At 73.5% G+C, this 16,591-nt stretch carries 18 protein-coding genes; 9 read left to right on the top strand and 9 right to left on the bottom strand.

Annotated features, from left to right (window positions below):
• Nucleotides 1-17: 17 nt before the first annotated feature.
• From MUU72_RS13760 to MUU72_RS13750, 3 genes are all read left to right on the top strand, one after another.
• On the top strand, nt 18-476 hold the full coding sequence (locus tag MUU72_RS13760) for a phage holin family protein (RefSeq protein WP_248013505.1): 459 nt from the start codon (nt 18-20) through the stop codon (nt 474-476).
• The gene (locus MUU72_RS13755; RefSeq protein ID WP_248013504.1) at nt 473-1,402 is read left to right on the top strand and encodes an alpha/beta fold hydrolase; all 930 of its coding nucleotides are present in this window, start codon (nt 473-475) and stop codon (nt 1,400-1,402) included. The genes MUU72_RS13760 and MUU72_RS13755 overlap by 4 nt, the downstream gene beginning before the upstream one ends.
• A 164-nt stretch (nt 1,403-1,566) precedes the next feature.
• A complete protein-coding gene (locus tag MUU72_RS13750; RefSeq protein WP_248013503.1) occupies nt 1,567-1,764 on the top strand; it encodes a hypothetical protein in 198 nt (65 codons plus the stop codon).
• 71 nt (nt 1,765-1,835) lie between these two features.
• Here MUU72_RS13750 and MUU72_RS13745 read toward each other — a convergent pair whose 3' ends face one another.
• The 3 genes from MUU72_RS13745 to nth all read right to left on the bottom strand — a co-directional run bounded on the left by MUU72_RS13745 (nt 1,836) and on the right by nth (nt 4,819).
• Nucleotides 1,836-3,038, bottom strand: coding sequence for a MarP family serine protease (locus MUU72_RS13745; RefSeq protein WP_248013502.1), 1,203 nt, complete (start codon nt 3,036-3,038; stop codon nt 1,836-1,838).
• Nucleotides 3,039-3,051: 13 nt separating this feature from the next.
• Complete coding sequence (locus MUU72_RS13740; protein ID WP_248013501.1) at nt 3,052-3,777, bottom strand: NUDIX hydrolase; 726 nt, start codon at nt 3,775-3,777, stop codon at nt 3,052-3,054.
• A 61-nt stretch (nt 3,778-3,838) separates the two neighbouring features.
• Entirely contained in the window at nt 3,839-4,819 is a 981-nt protein-coding gene (gene nth / locus MUU72_RS13735) for an endonuclease III (protein WP_248013500.1), read from the bottom strand.
• Between the two features lie 382 nt (nt 4,820-5,201).
• Here nth and MUU72_RS13730 point away from each other — a divergent pair, with 382 nt between their 5' ends.
• A complete protein-coding gene (locus MUU72_RS13730) occupies nt 5,202-5,876 on the top strand; it encodes a Crp/Fnr family transcriptional regulator (RefSeq protein WP_003981529.1) in 675 nt (224 codons plus the stop codon).
• 133 nt (nt 5,877-6,009) lie between these two features.
• Nucleotides 6,010-6,840 carry a nucleotidyltransferase family protein gene (locus MUU72_RS13725; protein ID WP_248013499.1) on the top strand — a complete coding sequence of 277 codons (831 nt, stop codon included), beginning with the start codon at nt 6,010-6,012 and terminating at the stop codon, nt 6,838-6,840.
• Between the two features lie 31 nt (nt 6,841-6,871).
• On the opposite strand, the gene MUU72_RS13720 is transcribed toward MUU72_RS13725, so the two are convergent.
• The 4 genes from MUU72_RS13720 to sp36 all read right to left on the bottom strand — a co-directional run bounded on the left by MUU72_RS13720 (nt 6,872) and on the right by sp36 (nt 9,304).
• On the bottom strand, nt 6,872-7,702 hold the full coding sequence (locus tag MUU72_RS13720) for an MBL fold metallo-hydrolase (protein ID WP_248013498.1): 831 nt from the start codon (nt 7,700-7,702) through the stop codon (nt 6,872-6,874).
• Nucleotides 7,699-8,604 (bottom strand): NUDIX hydrolase, encoded by a 906-nt coding sequence (locus MUU72_RS13715; protein ID WP_248013497.1) that lies wholly within the window; start codon nt 8,602-8,604, stop codon nt 7,699-7,701. Before MUU72_RS13715 ends, MUU72_RS13720 begins: the two co-directional genes overlap by 4 nt.
• An 80-nt stretch (nt 8,605-8,684) precedes the next feature.
• Nucleotides 8,685-9,149 (bottom strand): RidA family protein, encoded by a 465-nt coding sequence (locus MUU72_RS13710; RefSeq protein ID WP_248013496.1) that lies wholly within the window; start codon nt 9,147-9,149, stop codon nt 8,685-8,687.
• Nucleotides 9,146-9,304, bottom strand: a complete 159-nt coding sequence (gene sp36 / locus MUU72_RS13705; RefSeq protein WP_003967454.1) for a Sp36 family protein — start codon at nt 9,302-9,304, stop codon at nt 9,146-9,148. The genes MUU72_RS13710 and sp36 overlap by 4 nt, the downstream gene beginning before the upstream one ends.
• A gap of 153 nt (nt 9,305-9,457) precedes the next feature.
• Here sp36 and bagA point away from each other — a divergent pair, with 153 nt between their 5' ends.
• Complete coding sequence (bagA, locus tag MUU72_RS13700; RefSeq protein ID WP_248013495.1) at nt 9,458-10,435, top strand: ATPase BagA; 978 nt, start codon at nt 9,458-9,460, stop codon at nt 10,433-10,435.
• Nucleotides 10,432-11,847: an ATPase BagB gene (bagB, locus tag MUU72_RS13695; RefSeq protein WP_248013494.1), complete on the top strand. Its 1,416-nt coding sequence runs from the start codon at nt 10,432-10,434 to the stop codon at nt 11,845-11,847. The genes bagA and bagB overlap by 4 nt, the downstream gene beginning before the upstream one ends.
• 62 nt (nt 11,848-11,909) lie before the next feature.
• Here the strand turns inward: bagB and MUU72_RS13690 are convergent, their stop codons facing one another.
• Nucleotides 11,910-12,254, bottom strand: coding sequence for a WhiB family transcriptional regulator (locus MUU72_RS13690; protein WP_248013493.1), 345 nt, complete (start codon nt 12,252-12,254; stop codon nt 11,910-11,912).
• A gap of 380 nt (nt 12,255-12,634) precedes the next feature.
• On the opposite strand from MUU72_RS13690, the gene MUU72_RS13685 reads away from it, so the two are divergent.
• Entirely contained in the window at nt 12,635-14,830 is a 2,196-nt protein-coding gene (locus MUU72_RS13685) for a transglycosylase domain-containing protein (protein ID WP_248013492.1), read from the top strand.
• A 121-nt stretch (nt 14,831-14,951) separates the two neighbouring features.
• Here the strand turns inward: MUU72_RS13685 and MUU72_RS13680 are convergent, their stop codons facing one another.
• Nucleotides 14,952-15,416 carry a GatB/YqeY domain-containing protein gene (locus MUU72_RS13680; protein ID WP_248013491.1) on the bottom strand — a complete coding sequence of 155 codons (465 nt, stop codon included), beginning with the start codon at nt 15,414-15,416 and terminating at the stop codon, nt 14,952-14,954.
• Nucleotides 15,417-15,533: 117 nt separating this feature from the next.
• Between MUU72_RS13680 and MUU72_RS13675 the strand changes: the two genes are divergently transcribed.
• A complete protein-coding gene (locus MUU72_RS13675; RefSeq protein WP_248013490.1) occupies nt 15,534-16,460 on the top strand; it encodes a metallophosphoesterase in 927 nt (308 codons plus the stop codon).
• Nucleotides 16,461-16,591 lie beyond the last annotated feature (131 nt).

Below are 16,591 nucleotides of genomic sequence, written 5' to 3'. Positions count from 1 at the left end.
AGAAGAGGGAGACGGCGATGAGCGCAGCCGACGACGGTGCGGACCGCAGCCTCGGGCAGCTGGTGGCCACGGCGACCGCCGAGATGTCCGCGCTGGTGCACGACGAGATCGCACTGGCCAAGGCGGAACTCCGGCAGGACGCCAAGCGGGCGGGCGTCGGCAGCGCCGCGTTCGTCGTGGCGGGCGCCCTGGCGCTGTTCGCGCTGCCGGTGCTGAGTTTCGCGGCGGCCTACGGCATCCACAACCTCGGCCTGGGCCTGGCCTGGTCGTTCCTGATCGTGGGCGGCGCCTTCCTGGTCATCGCCGCGCTGTTCGTCCTGGTCGCGATGGCCAAGGTCAAGAAGATCAAGAAGCCGGAGAAGTCGATCGCCTCCGCCAAGGAGACCGCGGCCGTGCTGCAGAACGCCAAGCCGCACCCGCGGCCGGTGCAGCCGCAGCACCCGGCCCTGGAGTCTGTGACACGCTCATCGGTATGACAGCCCCTGACAGCACCGCCTCGGTCGTACGGCTCGGCGTCCCCGGCGGCGCAGAGGTGACCCACCGGGACGTCGCGGCCAACGGTGCGCGCTTCCACATCGCCGAGATGGGCGACGGGCCCCTGGTGTTGCTGCTGCACGGCTTCCCGCAGTTCTGGTGGACGTGGCGCCACCAGCTTCCCGTACTGGCCGAGGCGGGGTTCCGCGCGGTCGCCATGGACCTGCGGGGCGTCGGCGGCAGCGACCGCACCCCGCGGGGCTACGACCCGGCGAATCTCGCCCTGGACATCACCGGCGTCATCCGCTCCCTGGGCGAGCCGGACGCCGCGCTGGTCGGCCACGACCTGGGCGGCTACCTCGCGTGGACGGCCGCGGTGATGCGGCCCAAGCTGGTCCGCCGCCTGGTGGTGGCCTCGATGCCGCACCCGCGGCGCTGGCGGGCGGCGATGCTCTCCGACGTCCGGCGCGGCTCGCACATCTGGGGCTTCCAGCGGCCCTGGATCCCCGAGCGCCGGCTGACCGCGGACGACGCGGAGCTGGTCGGCCGGCTGATCCGCGACTGGTCCGGCCCCCGGCCCCCCGAGGACGAGGCCGTCGAGGTCTACCGGCGCGCGATGGCGATCCCGTCGACGGCGCACTGCTCGATCGAGCCGTACCGCTGGATGGTGCGCTCGCTGGCCCGCCCGGACGGCATCCAGTTCAACCGCCGGATGAAGCTGCCGGTCCGGGTCCCCACGCTGCACCTGCACGGCTCCCTCGACCCGGTGACCGGCATCCGCAGCGCGGCCGGCTCCGGCGAGTACGTCGAGGCGCCCTACCGCTGGCGGCTCTTCGACGGCCTGGGGCACTGGCCGCACGAGGAGGACCCGGCCGCCTTCTCCACCGAGCTGGTCAACTGGCTGAAGGACCCCGAACCGGACCGCTGACGGCCCCCGCGGCGCCGTCCGCACCCGGTTCGCCGACGTGGCGGCCCCGGAGCCGCACGGTGATACGAACGCTCGTCTGACGAACAGCCAAGTGCCTCGCGCATAGGCCAATTGGCCGTCCCGGAGGCGGTTACGGACCTCTGGCCACGGGCAGAGACGTGGGTATGGGCTGGACGCACGACTACCGTGACGTGGCACGCAACCGCCGCAGCAGTGCCGCTGCCGTGGGGACGCAGGACGGGGCCGCCCCGGATCTCGGATCCGGCGGGTCCCCCGACGCGGCGCACCCGATGGGGATCCCGCGCATCCTGCGCCGCAGAGCGCGCTGGATGAGCGCGCGGCTGCGCCATTCCCGGGGCTGAGCCCGCGCGCCCCGGCGGCCGCGGGCCGCGCCCCGACCGCAGCGGATCGGTGCCCGGCCCCGCGCCCGGCCTCAGATCGCGCAGCCCTGGGTGTCGACCGGCCGGGTCGCGTTCCGGCCCTGGACGGCGTCCCTGCGGACCTCGTCGGCCGTCAGCGCGTAGCCGGTGTGCGCGTCGTCCCGCGACTTGGCGAAGACCACGCCGTAGACGTCGCCCCGGGGCGTGAGCAGCGGGCCGCCCGAATTGCCCTCCCGGACCGTCGCGTAGAGCGAGTAGACATCGCGGTCGACGCTGCCGCGGTGGTAGATGTCCGCGCCGTCGGCCTGGATGCGGCCGCGGACCCGGGCCGGGCGGACGTCGTAGCCGCCGTTCTCCGGGAAGCCGGCGACGATGGCGCTCTTGCCGCTGGTGGCGTCCTTGTCGGCGAACTTCAGCGCCGGGGCGCGCAGCTGCGGGACGTCCAGGACGGCGATGTCGCGCTCCCAGTCGTAGAGCACGACCTTGGCGCTGACCTGGAGGCCCTCGCCGCCGACCTGGACCGTGGGGTCGCTGACGCCGCCGACGACGTGGGCGTTGGTCATCACCCGGTGCGGGGCGAAGACGAAGCCGGTGCCTTCGAGGATCTTGCCGCAGCTGGGCGCCCGACCGACGATCTTGACGATGCTGCGCCGGGCGTCGGCGGCCACGGGCCCGTTGGCCAGGCCCGGGTCCGGTGGCCGGACCGGGTGGATCGGTTCGTTGGAGAACGGTGTGAAGACCTGCGGGAAGCCGTTCTGCGCCAGGATGGCGAAGAAGTCCCTGAACCACGTGGTGGCCTGCTCGGGCATGACCTCGGACACGCCCAGCAGCACCTTGGAGTTGCGGACCTCCTTGCTGAACGTCGGCATGGACGTCGTGCCCGCCAGGGCGAAGCCGATCAGCCAGGCGACCAGCAGCATCGCCAGGACGTTCACCAGCGCCCCGCCGGTGGCGTCCAGCGCCCGGGCCGGGGTCCAGGTGAGGTGGCGGCGGAGTTTGTTGCCGAGGTGGGTGGTGAGGGCCTGGCCGACCGAGGCGCAGACGATCACGATGGCGACCGCGGCGATCACCGCGAAGGTGCCCGGTTTGGCGTCGTCGGTGACCCCGTTCCAGATCACCGGCAGCACATAGACCGCGATCAGGCCGCCCCCGAGGAAGCCGATCACGGACAGGATGCCGACGAGGAAGCCTTGCCGGTAACCGACGATCGCGAACCACACGGCCGCGATCAGCAGCAGGATGTCCAGGACGTTCACGCCGGACACCGTCTCACGAGCGCCAGTCGAGCGGGACCTGCTTGTCGCGGTCCCAGGGGATCTCCCAGCCCGCGTAGTGCAGGATCCGGTCGATCACGCCGGCGGTGAAACCCCAGACCAGCGCGTCTTCCACCAGGAAGGCGGGGCCGGTGTGGCCGCTGGGGTGACGCGTGGTGACCCGGTGGGCGGGATCCGTGAGATCCGCCACGGGAACCGTGAAGACCCGGGCGGTCTCGGCCCGGTCCACCGCCGTCACCGGGCTGGGCACCCGCCACCAGCCGAGCACGGGGGTGACGACGAAACCGCTGACGGGGATGTAGAGCCGCGGGAGCACGCCGAAGACCTGGACGCCCGACGGGTCGAGCCCGGTCTCCTCCTGGGCCTCGCGCAGCGCCGCACGGACCGGACCGTGCCCTTCCGGATCGCCGTCCTGGGGGTCGAGCGAGCCACCGGGGAAGGAGGGCTGCCCGGCGTGCGAGCGCAGCGTGCCGGCGCGCTCCATCAGGAGCAGCTCCGGGCCGCGCGCACCGTGCCCGAAGAGGATCAGCACCGCGGACTGCCGGCCGCCGTCCTCCGGCGGCAGGAAGCGGCTGAGCTGGCGCGGCTCCATGGTGTCCGCCGCGCGGGCCACCGGGGCCAGCCACGCGGGCAGACCCTCGGCCGTGACCGCCACCTCCCGGCCGGCCGCCGCCGGTCCGGTGTCCTCCGCCGCGCCGTACTGCTCCCGTGCTCTCGTCATCCGCGCCCCCTCAGGCATCGCGTCGATGGTCGGTCCCCCTGGAGTCGTCCCCGCTGCCGCCCTACGGGGCCGCCAGCGGGGGCGCGGGCCGGCCCGGGTAGTCGGCCGGCGGCTTCAGCCGCTGGCCGGGCTGGCCGCCCAGCTCGTACTTGAGCAGCTTCCGGGCCTTCTCCGGGTCGGTCTCGCCCTCGCCGTACGAGGGGCACAGCGGGGCGATCGGGCAGGCGCCGCAGGCGGGCCGGCGGGAGTGGCAGACGCGGCGGCCGTGGAAGACCACGCGGTGCGAGAGCATCGTCCACTCGCTCTTGGGGAAGATCTCGGCGACATCGGCCTCGACCTTCTCCGCGTCCTGCGCGGTCGTCCAGCCGAACCGGCGCGCCAGCCGGCCGAAGTGGGTGTCGACGGTGATGCCCGGGACGCCGAAGGCGTTGCCCAGCACGACGTTGGCGGTCTTGCGGCCGACGCCGGGGAGCGTGACGAGGTCCTCCAGGCGGCCCGGGACCTCGCCGCCGAACCGGTCGCGCAGCGCGGTGGACAGCCCGATCAGCGACTTGGCCTTGGCGCGGAAGAAGCCGGTGGGGCGGATCAGCTCCTCCAGCTGCTCCGGCGGGATCGCCGCCATGTCCTCCGGGGTGGGGCAGGCAGCGAAGAGCCGGGGGGTGGTCTGGTTGACCCGCAGGTCGGTGGTCTGGGCGGACAGGACCGTGGCGACCAGCAGCTCGAAGGGGTTGGTGAAGTCCAGCTCGGGGTGGGCGTACGGATACAGCTCGGCCAGCTCGCGGTTGATCCGGCGGGCCCGGCGCACCATGGCCACCCGGGACTCCGGCTTGCGGGCCGGGGCCGCCTTCTTGGCCGGGGCCGCCTTCTTCGCCGCGGCGGTCTTCTTCGCCGGGGTCTTCCCGGCCGGGGTCTTCGTGCCCGCGGCGGCCTTCTTGGCCGGGGCCTTCCGGGCCGGGGGCTTCTTCGCCGCGGTGGTCTTGCCGGCCTGGGCCTGCTCGGCCGCGGGCCCGTCCGCCGCCGGCTCCGCCGGGGTCTCCTGCACGGCCGCCTCCTCCGCCCCGGAGCGCGACGCGCCGGACGCGGACGCCGTCGGCCTCCGCCGGCTCGCCACCCCGGAGGGCGATTTGTTACTTTTGTCGGTATTCGAGGCGCCTGTGGGCAGCTGTTCGCCCACAGCGGAATCGCGCCCGGCGCTCACTCTGTCGGCCCCCAGTCCTCTGCTCTCACCGGCGTATTGGACACTCGGCCAGACTAAGGCCACCCACTGACATCCGACCCGATCACCGGGATCCGTGACCCCAATCGGCCCCCTGCCTTATGGCTCGGGCCATGGGTCCGGCAAACTTGTGATTGATCGCACTGTTTTGCATTCCGGCATGATGGGGACCACAGTCCTCCGGAGCATGTCGACAAGGAGAGATCTCGTGGACGACGTTCTGCGGCGCGCCCCGCTCTTCGCGGCGCTCGACGACGAGCAGGCGGCCGAGCTGCGCGCCTCGATGGGAGAGGTCACGCTCGCCCGCGGCGACGCCCTGTTCCACGAAGGGGACCCGGGCGACCGCCTCTACGTGGTCACCGAAGGCAAGGTGAAGCTCCACCGCACCTCCCCCGACGGCCGCGAGAACATGCTGGCCGTCCTCGGTCCCGGCGAGCTCATCGGCGAACTGTCCCTCTTCGACCCCGGACCGCGCACGGCCACCGCCACCGCGCTCACCGAGGTCAAGCTGCTCGGTCTGGGCCACGGCGACCTCCAGCCCTGGCTGAACGCCCGCCCCGAGGTGGCCACCGCCCTGCTGCGCGCGGTCGCCCGCCGGCTGCGCAAGACCAACGACCAGATGTCCGACCTGGTCTTCTCGGACGTGCCCGGCCGCGTGGCCCGCGCCCTGCTGGACCTGTCCCGCCGCTTCGGCGTGCAGTCCGAGGAAGGCATCCACGTGGTGCACGACCTCACGCAGGAGGAGCTGGCCCAGCTCGTCGGCGCCTCCCGGGAGACCGTCAACAAGGCCCTCGCGGACTTCGCGGGCCGCGGCTGGCTGCGCCTGGAGGCGCGCGCCGTGATCCTGCTGGACGTCGAGCGGCTGGCCAAGCGCTCGCGCTGACGCCGCGCACCGCCACGACCACGAGGGCCCGCCACGGCGGGCCCTCGTCGTCTGCGCGGCGGGCCGGCGGGGGCGCGGCGGCGGGCGGCTAATTGCCTCGCGGGCCGCGGGCCCGTCCGGCCATAGTGGCGCCGTGACCACCGATGAGGTGCCCCCGGGCACGGGCCTCGACCAGGACGGCTGCTTCGTGCGCGAGGGCTCCCTGGAGCGGGTGCCCGCGGCGTTCGCCCCCGTGGTGGCGGGGCTGACCGCCGCCCTGGAGGCCCGCTTCCCGCCCGGCCGGGTGCGCAGCACGTACCTCTACGGCAGCATCCCGCGCGGCACCGCCGTCCCCGGGGTGTCCGACCTCGACGCGCTGCTGGTCCTGCGGGACGGGCCCACCGCGGCCGACCGCGCCGCCGCCCGGGCCGCCGAGGCGGCGCTGGACGCCGCCTTCCCGCAGATCGACGGCGCCGGGATCCTGCTGATGACCGCGGACCGGCTGCTGAGCGAGGCGGAGCGGTACGACGGGGCGTGGTTCGTGGCCTGCCTGTGCACGCCCCTCAGCGGGCCGGACGTGACCGCGGCGCTGCCCCGTTACCGCCCGACCTCGCTCCTGGCCCGCGAGACCAACGGCGACCTGCACCGCCGGCTGCCCGCGCTGCGCCGCAGGGCCGCCGAGGCCACCGGGGCCGAGCGGGTGCGGCTGACCCGGGGGGTGTCCCGCACTCTCGTCCGCACCGGATTCACCCTCGTCATGCCGCGCTGGGGCGGCTGGACCAGCGATCTGGCCGCGTCCGCCGAGGTGTTCGCGCGCTACTACCCGGCGCACGCCGATCCGATGCGCGCCGCGGCGCGCGCCGCCCGGGACCCGGCCGGGTACCCCGCTCTCCTCGACGAGCTGCTGGACGGGCTCGCGCCCTGGCTGGCCGGGGAGTACCTGGCCGTCCACGGGGCCAAGGCGCCCCGCCCCGAGGACCCCTGACGCCCCGCAGGCCGGCCCGGCGGCCCGCCCCCTAGATCAGCCCGTGCTCGCCCAGGTACTCCAGCTGCGCCCGCACCGAGAGTTCGGCGGCCGGCCACAGGGCCCGGTCCACGTCCGCGTAGACGCTCGCCACCACCTCGGCGGCGGTGCGGTGGCCGGCCTCCACCGCGGTCTCCACCTGGGCCAGCCGGTTGGCCCGGTGCGCGAGGTAGAACTCCACCGCCCCCTGGGCGTCGTTCAGCACCGGCCCGTGGCCCGGGAGGACCGTCGCGACGCCGTCGTCCACGGTGAGCGAGCGCAGCCGGCGCAGCGAGTCGAGGTAGTCGCCCAGCCGCCCGTCCGGGTGCGCGACGACGGTGGTGCCGCGCCCCAGGACCGTGTCGCCCGTCAGGACGGCCCGGTCGGCGGGCAGGTGGAAGCACAGCGAGTCCGCGGTGTGCCCCGGGGTGGGCACCACCCGCAGCTCCAGCCCGCCGGTGGTGATGACATCGCCCGCGGCGAGCCCCTCGTCCCCCAGGCGCAGCGCCGGGTCCAGCGCCCGTACGGGGCTGCCGGTCAGCTCGGCGAACCGGGCGGCGCCGTCGGCGTGGTCCGGGTGCCCGTGGGTGAGCAGGGTCAGCGCGACCCGCTGGCCGGCGCGCTCGGCGGTGTCCAGGACGGCCCGCAGGTGGCCCTCGTCCAGCGGGCCGGGGTCGATGACCACGGCCAGCCCGGAGTCCGGCTCGGCGACGATCCAGGTGTTGGTGCCGTCCAGCGTCATCGGGGACGGGTTCGGGGCCAGCACGCAGTGGGCGCGCGGGGTGGCCTGGCCGGTGAGGGCCCCGTCGCGGGGCCGGCCGGGGAGGGCGGCTGCCTCGGTCATGCGGGGTTCCCTCCCGAGGGACCGGCGGGGCCGTCGTCCGCCGTCGCGATGTGCTTGGTGAACTCGTCGTGGCCCGGCCAGCTCAGCACGATCTCGCCGTCCACGAGGCGGGCGCGGGCCAGGACGGGCGTGAGGTCCTGCGCCGGTGCCGCGGCGAGCGCGTCGGCGACGGTGCCGTACGGCTCCAGGGCGCGCAGGGTGGAGATCGTCGGCGGCATCATCAGCAGGTCCCCGCGGTCGTAGCCGGCCGCGGCCTGTACCGGGCGGATCCACACCGTGCGGTCCGCCTCCGTGGAGACGTCGAGGGTGCGCTGCCCCTCGGGGAGCGCGGCGACGAAGAAGAACGTGTCGTAGCGGCGCGGTTCGAACTCCGGGGTGATCCAGCGGGCCCAGGCGGCCAGCAGGTCGGAGCGGAGCACCAGGCCGCGGCGGGCCAGGAAGTCGGCGAAGGACAGCTCGTGGGCGACCAGCGCCGCACGGTCCGCCGCCCAGTCCGGGCCGGTGGTGTCCGCGACGACCGTGCGCGCGGAGTCGCCGGCGAGCAGCACCCCGGACTCCTCGAAGGTCTCGCGGACCGCGGCGCAGACGATGGCCTGCGCGGTGGCCGGGTCGACGCCCAGCCGCACCGCCCACTGGGCGCGCGAGGGACCGGCCCACCCCACGGGGCGTTCGTCGCGGGGGTCCACCGAGCCGCCCGGATAGGCGTACGCGCCTCCGGCGAAGGCCATGGAGGCGCGTCTGCGCAGCATGTGGACGGCGGGGCCGCCGGTGCCGGTGTCCCGCAGCAGCAGGACCGTCGCGGCCCGCCGCGGCGCGGGCGGCGTCAGTTCGCCGTTCGTCAGGGCCCGGATGCGGGCCGGCCATTCCGGCGGGTACCACTGGCCATTGGTCGTCGACGCCATGGCCGGATGCTATGCGCTCGCGCGCGGATGTTCGAGGGGCCCTCCGGGCGGAGGGCCCGTTCCGGACGCGGGCGCGGCCGTCAGTCCGCGATCTCGACCTGGATCTCGACCTCGACCGGTGCGTCGACCGGCAGCACGGCCACCCCGACCGCCGAGCGGGCGTGCACGCCCTTGTCGCCCAGGATCTCCCCGAGCAGCTCGCTGGCACCGTTGACGACGCCCGGCTGGCCGGTGAAGTCCGGGGCGGAGGCCACGAACCCGACGACCTTCACCACCCGGACGATCCTGTCGAGGTCGCCGGTGACGGACTTCACCGCGGCCAGCGCGTTCAGCGCGCAGACCGCGGCCAGCTCCTTGGCCCGCTCGGGACTGACCTCGGCGCCGACCTTGCCGGTGGCCGGCAGCGCGCCGTCCACCATGGGCAGCTGGCCGGAGGTGTAGACGTACGAGCCCGAGCGCACCGCGGGCTGGTACGAGGCCAGCGGCGGCACGACCGCCGGGAGCTTCAGGCCCAGCTCCGCGATGCGGTCCTCTACGGCGCTCACGCCTTCTCCCGCTTCAGGTAGGCCACCAACTGCTCGGGGTTGTTCGGGCCCGGCACGACCTGGACCAGCTCCCAGCCGTCCTCGCCCCAGGTGTCCAGAATCTGCTTCGTCGCGTGCACGAGCAGCGGCACGGTCGCGTATTCCCACTTGGTCATGGGCCGAGCGTAATGCCTGCCCGCACGCCCCCCGCGCCGCGACCCCTGGGGGGCACCCCTGACACCGTCCCCGACACCGCCCGGGCGGATCTCCGGGTCCTTGCAGGCGTATCCCGTGCGTACGCCGGACGCGGACTGGTTAGGCTCCTTGGCGTGAGCAGGCTCCATGTCGTCAGCGGCAAGGGCGGCACCGGCAAGACCACGGTCGCCGCTGCCCTCGCCCTCGCCCTGGCCACCGAGGGGCGCCGCACCCTCCTGGTCGAGGTCGAGGGCCGGCAGGGCATCGCCCAGCTGTTCGAAACCGAAGCGCTTCCCTACGAGGAGCGCAAGATCGCGGTGGCCCCCGGCGGCGGCGAGGTGCACGCCCTGGCCATCGACGCCGAGCGCGCCCTCCTGGACTACCTCCAGATGTTCTACAAACTCGGCGGCGCCGGCCGGGCCCTGAAGAAGCTCGGCGCGATCGACTTCGCCACCACCATCGCCCCCGGCCTGCGGGACGTCCTGCTGACCGGCAAGGCGTGCGAGGCGGTCCGGCGCAAGGACAAAAGCGGCGCGTTCGTCTACGACGCGGTGGTGATGGACGCCCCGCCCACCGGCCGCATCACCCGCTTCCTGAACGTCAACGACGAGGTCGCCGGCCTCGCCAAGATCGGCCCGATCCACAATCAGGCCCAGGCCGTGATGCGGGTGCTGAAGTCCCCCGAGACGGCCGTGCACCTGGTCACACTGCTGGAGGAGATGCCGGTCCAGGAGACCGCCGACGGCATCGCCGAACTGCGGGCCGCCGGCATCCCGGTCGGCGGCGTGGTCATCAACATGACCCGCCCCGCCCTGCTGGACAACGGCGATCTGGAGGTCGCCGCCCGCGGCGCCCGGGCCGGTATCGCCAAGGCGCTGTCCCAGGCCGGCCTGGGCGGCGCCCGCCGCGGCGGCCTCGCCGAGCGCCTGATCGACCCGCTGCTGGAGCAGGCCCGCGAGCACGCCGAGCGGGTCGAGCTGGAGCGCGCCCAGTACGCCGAGCTGACCGCCCTCGGCCTGCCCACCTACGAGCTGGGGCTGCTCCCCGAGGGAGTGGACCTCGCCGGGCTCTACGGCCTGGCCAGAGACCTGCGGAGACAGGGGCCGATATGACCTCGGACGTGATGACGCTGACCGCCTCGGCCCCGTGGCTGGAGGTCGACGCCCTGATCGACGATCCGGGCACCCGCATCGTGGTCTGCTGCGGCGCGGGCGGCGTCGGCAAGACCACCACCGCCGCGGCCCTCGGGGTCCGCGCCGCCGAGCGCGGCCGGAAGGTCGTGGTGCTCACCATCGACCCGGCCCGCCGTCTGGCGCAGTCGATGGGCATCTCCGAGCTGGACAACGTCCCGCGCCAGGTCAAGGGCGTCGACGAGGCCGCCGGCGGCGAACTGCACGCGATGATGCTGGACATGAAGCGCACCTTCGACGAGATCGTCGAGGGCCACGCGGACGCCGAGCGGGCCCGCGCCATCCTGGAGAACCCGTTCTACCAGTCCCTGTCGGCCGGTTTCGCCGGTACGCAGGAGTACATGGCGATGGAGAAGCTCGGCCAGCTCCGCGCCGGCGACGCGTGGGACCTGATCGTCGTGGACACCCCGCCGAGCCGCTCCGCGCTGGACTTCCTGGACGCGCCCAAGCGGCTGGGGTCGTTCCTGGACGGGAAGTTCATCCGGGTCCTGATGGCACCCGCGAAGGTCGGCGGCCGGGCCGGCATGAAGTTCCTCAATGTCGGCATGTCGATGATGACCGGCACCCTCAGCAAGCTCATGGGCGGCCAACTCCTCCGCGACGTGCAGACGTTCGTGGCCGCGATGGACACCATGTTCGGCGGCTTCCGCACCCGCGCGGACGCCACCTACCGCCTGCTCCAGGCGCCCGGTACGGCGTTCCTGGTGGTCGCCGCGCCGGAGCGGGACGCGCTGCGCGAGGCGGCGTACTTCGTCGAGCGGCTGGCCGCCGAGCAGATGCCGCTGGCCGGCCTGGTGCTCAACCGCGTCCACGGCAGCGGCGCCGACCAGCTCAGCGCCGAGCGGGCGCTGGCCGCCGCGGAGGCGCTCACCGAGTCCTGCGCCGACCGCCCCGCGGAGGAGCCCGGCCCCGCGACCGGCGGCGCTGCCGACGGCGGAGCGGTGGACGCGTCACCGGACGGCGACCCCAACTCCCCGCCGTACGGAGCCGGTTCACCGCCCGCGGAAAATCTTGGGCCGGACGGCATTGTGGATCTCGCCGCCGGGAAGACTGGATCACGTACCCCCGGTGGCCCCTCCCCCGCCGCCGCGGCGGAGCACACGGCATCCCCTTCGACCTCGGCGGCGCACCTCGCCGCCGGACTGCTGCGGCTGCACGCGGAACGGATGCAGGTCCTCGCACGCGAACGGCGCACCCGCGACCGCTTCACCGCACTCCACCCGGAAGTGCCGGTGGCCGAGGTCGCCGCGCTGCCCGGGGACGTCCACGACCTCGCGGGCCTGCGCGCGATCGGCGACCGCCTGGCCCTGCGCCCCGGCGAGGCCGACGGCTGACCGCGGCGACGGCCCGCGGCGCGGTCACCGGACGGCCGGCGGGTCCGGCCCGGCCGGCGGGCCTACCCCACGGCCGCGTACGCGTCGTCGTAGCTGTCGTCCGCACAGTCCACCGGCAGCAGGCCCGTGCTGCGCTCGTATTCCGTGCGTGCGGTCTCCAGCAGCCGGCGCCATGACGTCACGGTCGGGCGGCGGCGCAGCAGCGCTCTCCGCTCGCGTTCCGTCATCCCGCCCCACACACCGAATTCCACCCGGTTGTCCAGGGCGTCGGCCAGGCACTCCGTGCGCACCGGACACCCGGTGCACACCGCCTTGGCGCGGTTCTGCGCCGCCCCTTGCACGAACAGTTCATCCGGATCGGTAGTGCGGCAGGCTGCCTGTGCACTCCAGTCGGTTACCCAGCCCATGCTGGCGCCGTCCTCTCCCGAATCGAGGCTCCCCCACGGCGGCAAACGGCATATTCACCGTTGCCAGTTGAGGACGTTACGGAAGGCGGGCAGGGCGCAACACCCCCTTCGGGCCCAATCTTGAATGGCCCGAACGGACTATGCGTACGCGGCAGATCACCCAACGGAGTGACCGTGCGACATACGTCACTTCCCTCCCAAGCGGGACACTTCGCTGTGATGGCAAGGGATTTCCGGCACACAGCGGGCATCCGGGACAGGGTTCGAGAGGGGGGCAGGGGTTGACGAACCGAGGTGTAACCGTTCCGCTGCGGCAGACGGGAACAGGCTAAACGAACAGGTGCGCCCCTGTCCGGCGAATGAGAACGTAGGCTGCCCCCATGGCTAAGAAGCGCGAGGGCGGGGGTCGTTCCAGGACCCAGCAGGCCGCCAGGTTCCTCGGTGTCAGCGTCCTTGCCGGAGCGGTGCTCGCCGGGATCGCGCTCCCGGCCGCCGGGGCGCTCGGCCTCGCGGCCAAGACCTCCGTCGAGGGCTTCGACGACATCCCGGCGAACTTGAGGACCCCGCCGCTCAGCCAGCGCACCACCATCCTCGACGCCGACGGCGGCCAGATCGCGTCCGTCTACTCCCGCGACCGCACGGTCGTCGGCCTCAAGGACATGTCGCCGTACGTCCAGCAGGCGATCGTGGCCATCGAGGACGCCCGCTACTACCAGCACGGCGCCATCGACCTGAAGGGCATCGCGCGCGCCCTCAACAAGAACGCCCAGTCCGGCGGCGTCGCCCAGGGCGCGTCCACGCTGACCCAGCAGTACGTGAAGAACGTCTTCATCGAGGAGGCCGGCGACGACCCCGACAAGGTCGCGCAGGCCACCCAGCAGACCCTCGGCCGCAAGGTCAAGGAGCTGAAGTACGCGATCAAGCTGGAGGAGAAGCTCGGCAAGCGCAAGATCCTCCAGAACTACCTCAACATCACCTTCTTCGGCGAGCAGGCCTACGGCGTCGAGGCCGCCGCCGAGCGCTACTTCAGCAAGCACGCCAAGGACCTCAGCCTGGAGGAGTCGGCGCTGCTCGCCGGCATCGTCCAGTCCCCGACCCGCTACGACCCGGTCAACCACCCCGAGGCGGCGACGGCCCGGCGCAACACCGTCCTGCGGCGGATGGCCGACCTCAAGGACATCACCCGCGCCCAGGCCGACGCGGCCGCCGCCCGCCCGATCAAGCTGAAGATCAGCCGCCCGCGGAACGGCTGCATCACCGCCACCGACGGCGCCGGCTTCTTCTGCGACTACGTCCGCGAGGTGCTGCTCAACGACAAGGCGTTCGGCGCCACCCGCGAGATCCGCTCCAAGCGCTGGATGCAGGGCGGCCTGACCATCCGCACCACCCTGGACCCGCAGACCCAGAAGGCGATCCAGGCGTCGCTGAGCAAGCACGTCTACGAGGACGACCCGGTGGCCGGCGCCGCCGCCGTCGTCCAGCCCGGCACCGGCAAGATCCTCGGCATGGGCCAGTCCCGCCCGTACGGCTTCGGGACCAACCAGACCCAGATCAACCTCTCGGTGGACCGCAGGATGGGCGGCGGCGCCGGCTACCAGCCCGGCTCGACCTTCAAGCCGATCGTCGCGGCCGCCGCCCTGGAACAGGGCATCAGCCCGTACCAGGAGTACTCCTCGCCGTTCAGGATGGCCTACCCCAAGCCGGTGCAGACCTGCACCGGGGAGTGGAGCGGCGGCGGCACGCTCCAGAACGAGGACCCCAAGGAGGTCGGCCCGTACGCCATGAAGGAGGCGACCGCGAAGTCGGTCAACACCTACTACGTGCAGCTGATCAGCGACATGGGCATCTGCCCCGCGGTCACCATGGCCCGGAAGATGGGCCTCCAGCGGGCGGACGGCAAACCGCTGGTGCAGGTGCCGTCGATGGCGCTCGGCGTCCAGGAGATGTCCCCGCTGACGATGGCCACCGCCTACGCCACCTTCGCGAACGAGGGCACCTACTGCTCCCCCGTCGCCATCGCGTCGATCACCGACGCGCAGGGCAGGGCGCTGAACGTACCGAAGACCAGCTGCCGCGAGGCGATGTCGAAGAAGTCCGCGGACACCGTCAACGCCCTCCTCAAGGGCGTCGTCGAGGACGGCACCGGCAAGCAGGCCGGCCTCAAGGGCCGCGACAGCGCGGGCAAGACGGGCACCACGGACAGCCGCTACGCCGCCTGGTTCGTCGGCTACACCCCGAACGCGGCCGGCGCCGTCTGGGTCGGCGACCCCCGCCACCAGCGCCAGATGTACGACATCACCATCGGCGGCGTCCCGCACGACAAGGTCTACGGCGCCGACACCCCCGGCCCGATCTGGCGCGACCTGATGTCCGGCGCGCTGTCCGGCCGCCCGGCCCCCGCGCTGCCGACCGTCCCGATCGACGACCCCAAGGGCGCCGGCGGCGACGGCGACCAGGGCACGCCGAAGCCCGACCGGCAGCCCAACAAGCCGGCCAAGCCCGGCAAGAAGCCCGGCGGCGGCTGGCACATCCCCGGTTTCCCGGACTTCCTGGGCGGCGGCAACGGCGGCTGGTGACGCCGTGGCGGGCCGGCCCCCGGGCGGGCCCGGACAGCGGTGAAGGGGCGCCCTCCCCCAGGAGGGCGCCCCTTCGGCACGTCCGTGCGTCCGTGCGTCCGTGCGTCCGTGCGGCGCGGGCTCAGCCGGCCAGCAGCTTCTTCACCATCGCGGCGACCCGGCCGCCGTCGGCCCGGCCCGCCACCTTCGGGTTGACGATCTTCATCACGGCGCCCATCGCCTTCGGCCCCTCGGCACCGGACCCGACGGCCTCCGCCACGGCCTCGGCGACCAGCGACTCCAGCTCCTCGTCGGTCAGCGGCTGGGGCAGATACCCGGCGAGCACCTCGCCCTCGGCCCGCTCGCGCTCCGCCTGCTCGGCCCGGCCGCCCTTGTCGAACGCCTCCGCGGCCTCCCGGCGCTTCTTCGCCTCCCGCGCGATGACCTTCTGCACCTCGTCGTCGGACAGCTCGCGCGCCGTCTTGCCCGCCACCTCCTCCTTGTTGATCGCGGTCAGCGTCAGCCGGAGGGTGGCGGAGCGCAGCTCGTCGCGCGCCTTGATCGCGGTGGTGAGGTCGTCGTGGAGCTTGGACTTGAGCGTGGTCATGCCGTCGAGTATGCCCCCACCCACCGGCCACCGCCGCGCCATTTCCCCCGCCGCCCGCCGCGCGCCCCCGGACCGGCCGGGCGCGTCCGGCCTCCCCCACTCTGCGACCATGGACCCATGCGCGCGCGATACGGAGTCCCCCTGTCCTTGACCGCGGTCGGCGCGGCCGGTCTGGCCTACGCCGCCGGCTTCGAAGTCCGCTCCTTCCGCCTGCGGCGCGTCACCGTGCCCGTACTGCCCCGTGGCATGCGGCCGTTGCGCGTCCTCCAGGTCTCCGACATCCACATGGTCGGCGGGCAGCGCAAGAAACAGCGCTGGCTCCAGTCGCTCGCCGGGCTCCGCCCCGACTTCGTCGTCAACACCGGCGACAACCTCTCCGACCCCGACGGCGTCCCCGAGACCCTGGACGCCCTCGGCCCCCTGATGGAGTTCCCCGGCGCCTACGTCTTCGGCTCGAACGACTACTACGGCCCGCGGCTGCGGAACCCCGCCCGCTACCTCCTGGAAAAGGTCCAGGGCCGGCACGGCCTGAACGGCAACGCCCCCGTCGTCGGCGCCGTCCACAACCCCTGGGAAGACCTCCGCGACGCCTTCGACACGGCGGGCTGGGTCAACCTCTCCAACAGCCGCGGCCACCTCAAGCTGGACGGTGCGGAGATCGCCCTGACCGGCCTGGACGACCCGCACATCAAGCGCGACCGCTACGCCGAGGTCGCCGGCGGCCCGGAGGCCGGCGCCGACCTCTCGCTGGCCGTCGTGCACGCCCCGTACCTGCGTTCCCTGGACGCCTTCGCCGCCGACGGCTACCCGCTGATCCTCGCCGGCCACACCCACGGCGGCCAGCTGTGCATCCCCTTCTACGGCGCCCTGGTCACCAACTGCGACATCGACACCCAGCGGGCCAAGGGGCTGTCCACCCACACCGCCGGCGGCCGCACCTCCTACCTCCACGTCTCGGCCGGCTGCGGCACCAACCGCTACACCCCCGTCCGCTTCGCCTGCCCCCCGGAGGCCACCCTCCTCACCCTCACGCCCCGGGACTGACCCCACCCACCGGGACTGCCCCGGCCCACCGGGACTGCCCCGGCCCGTCGCCCCCTCCGGCCCCGGCCCCTCCCCAGGGACCGGGGCCGCACACGTCCCCCCACCTGCCCCCTTCGACGTGACCTCCGCCA

Origin of the sequence: Streptomyces rhizoryzae, assembly GCF_023155275.1 — a bacterium.
GTDB classification, from domain to species: domain Bacteria; phylum Actinomycetota; class Actinomycetes; order Streptomycetales; family Streptomycetaceae; genus Streptomyces; species Streptomyces rhizoryzae.
Note: the sequence above shows the minus strand (reverse complement) of the source record. Positions and strands in the feature narration are given on the sequence as shown.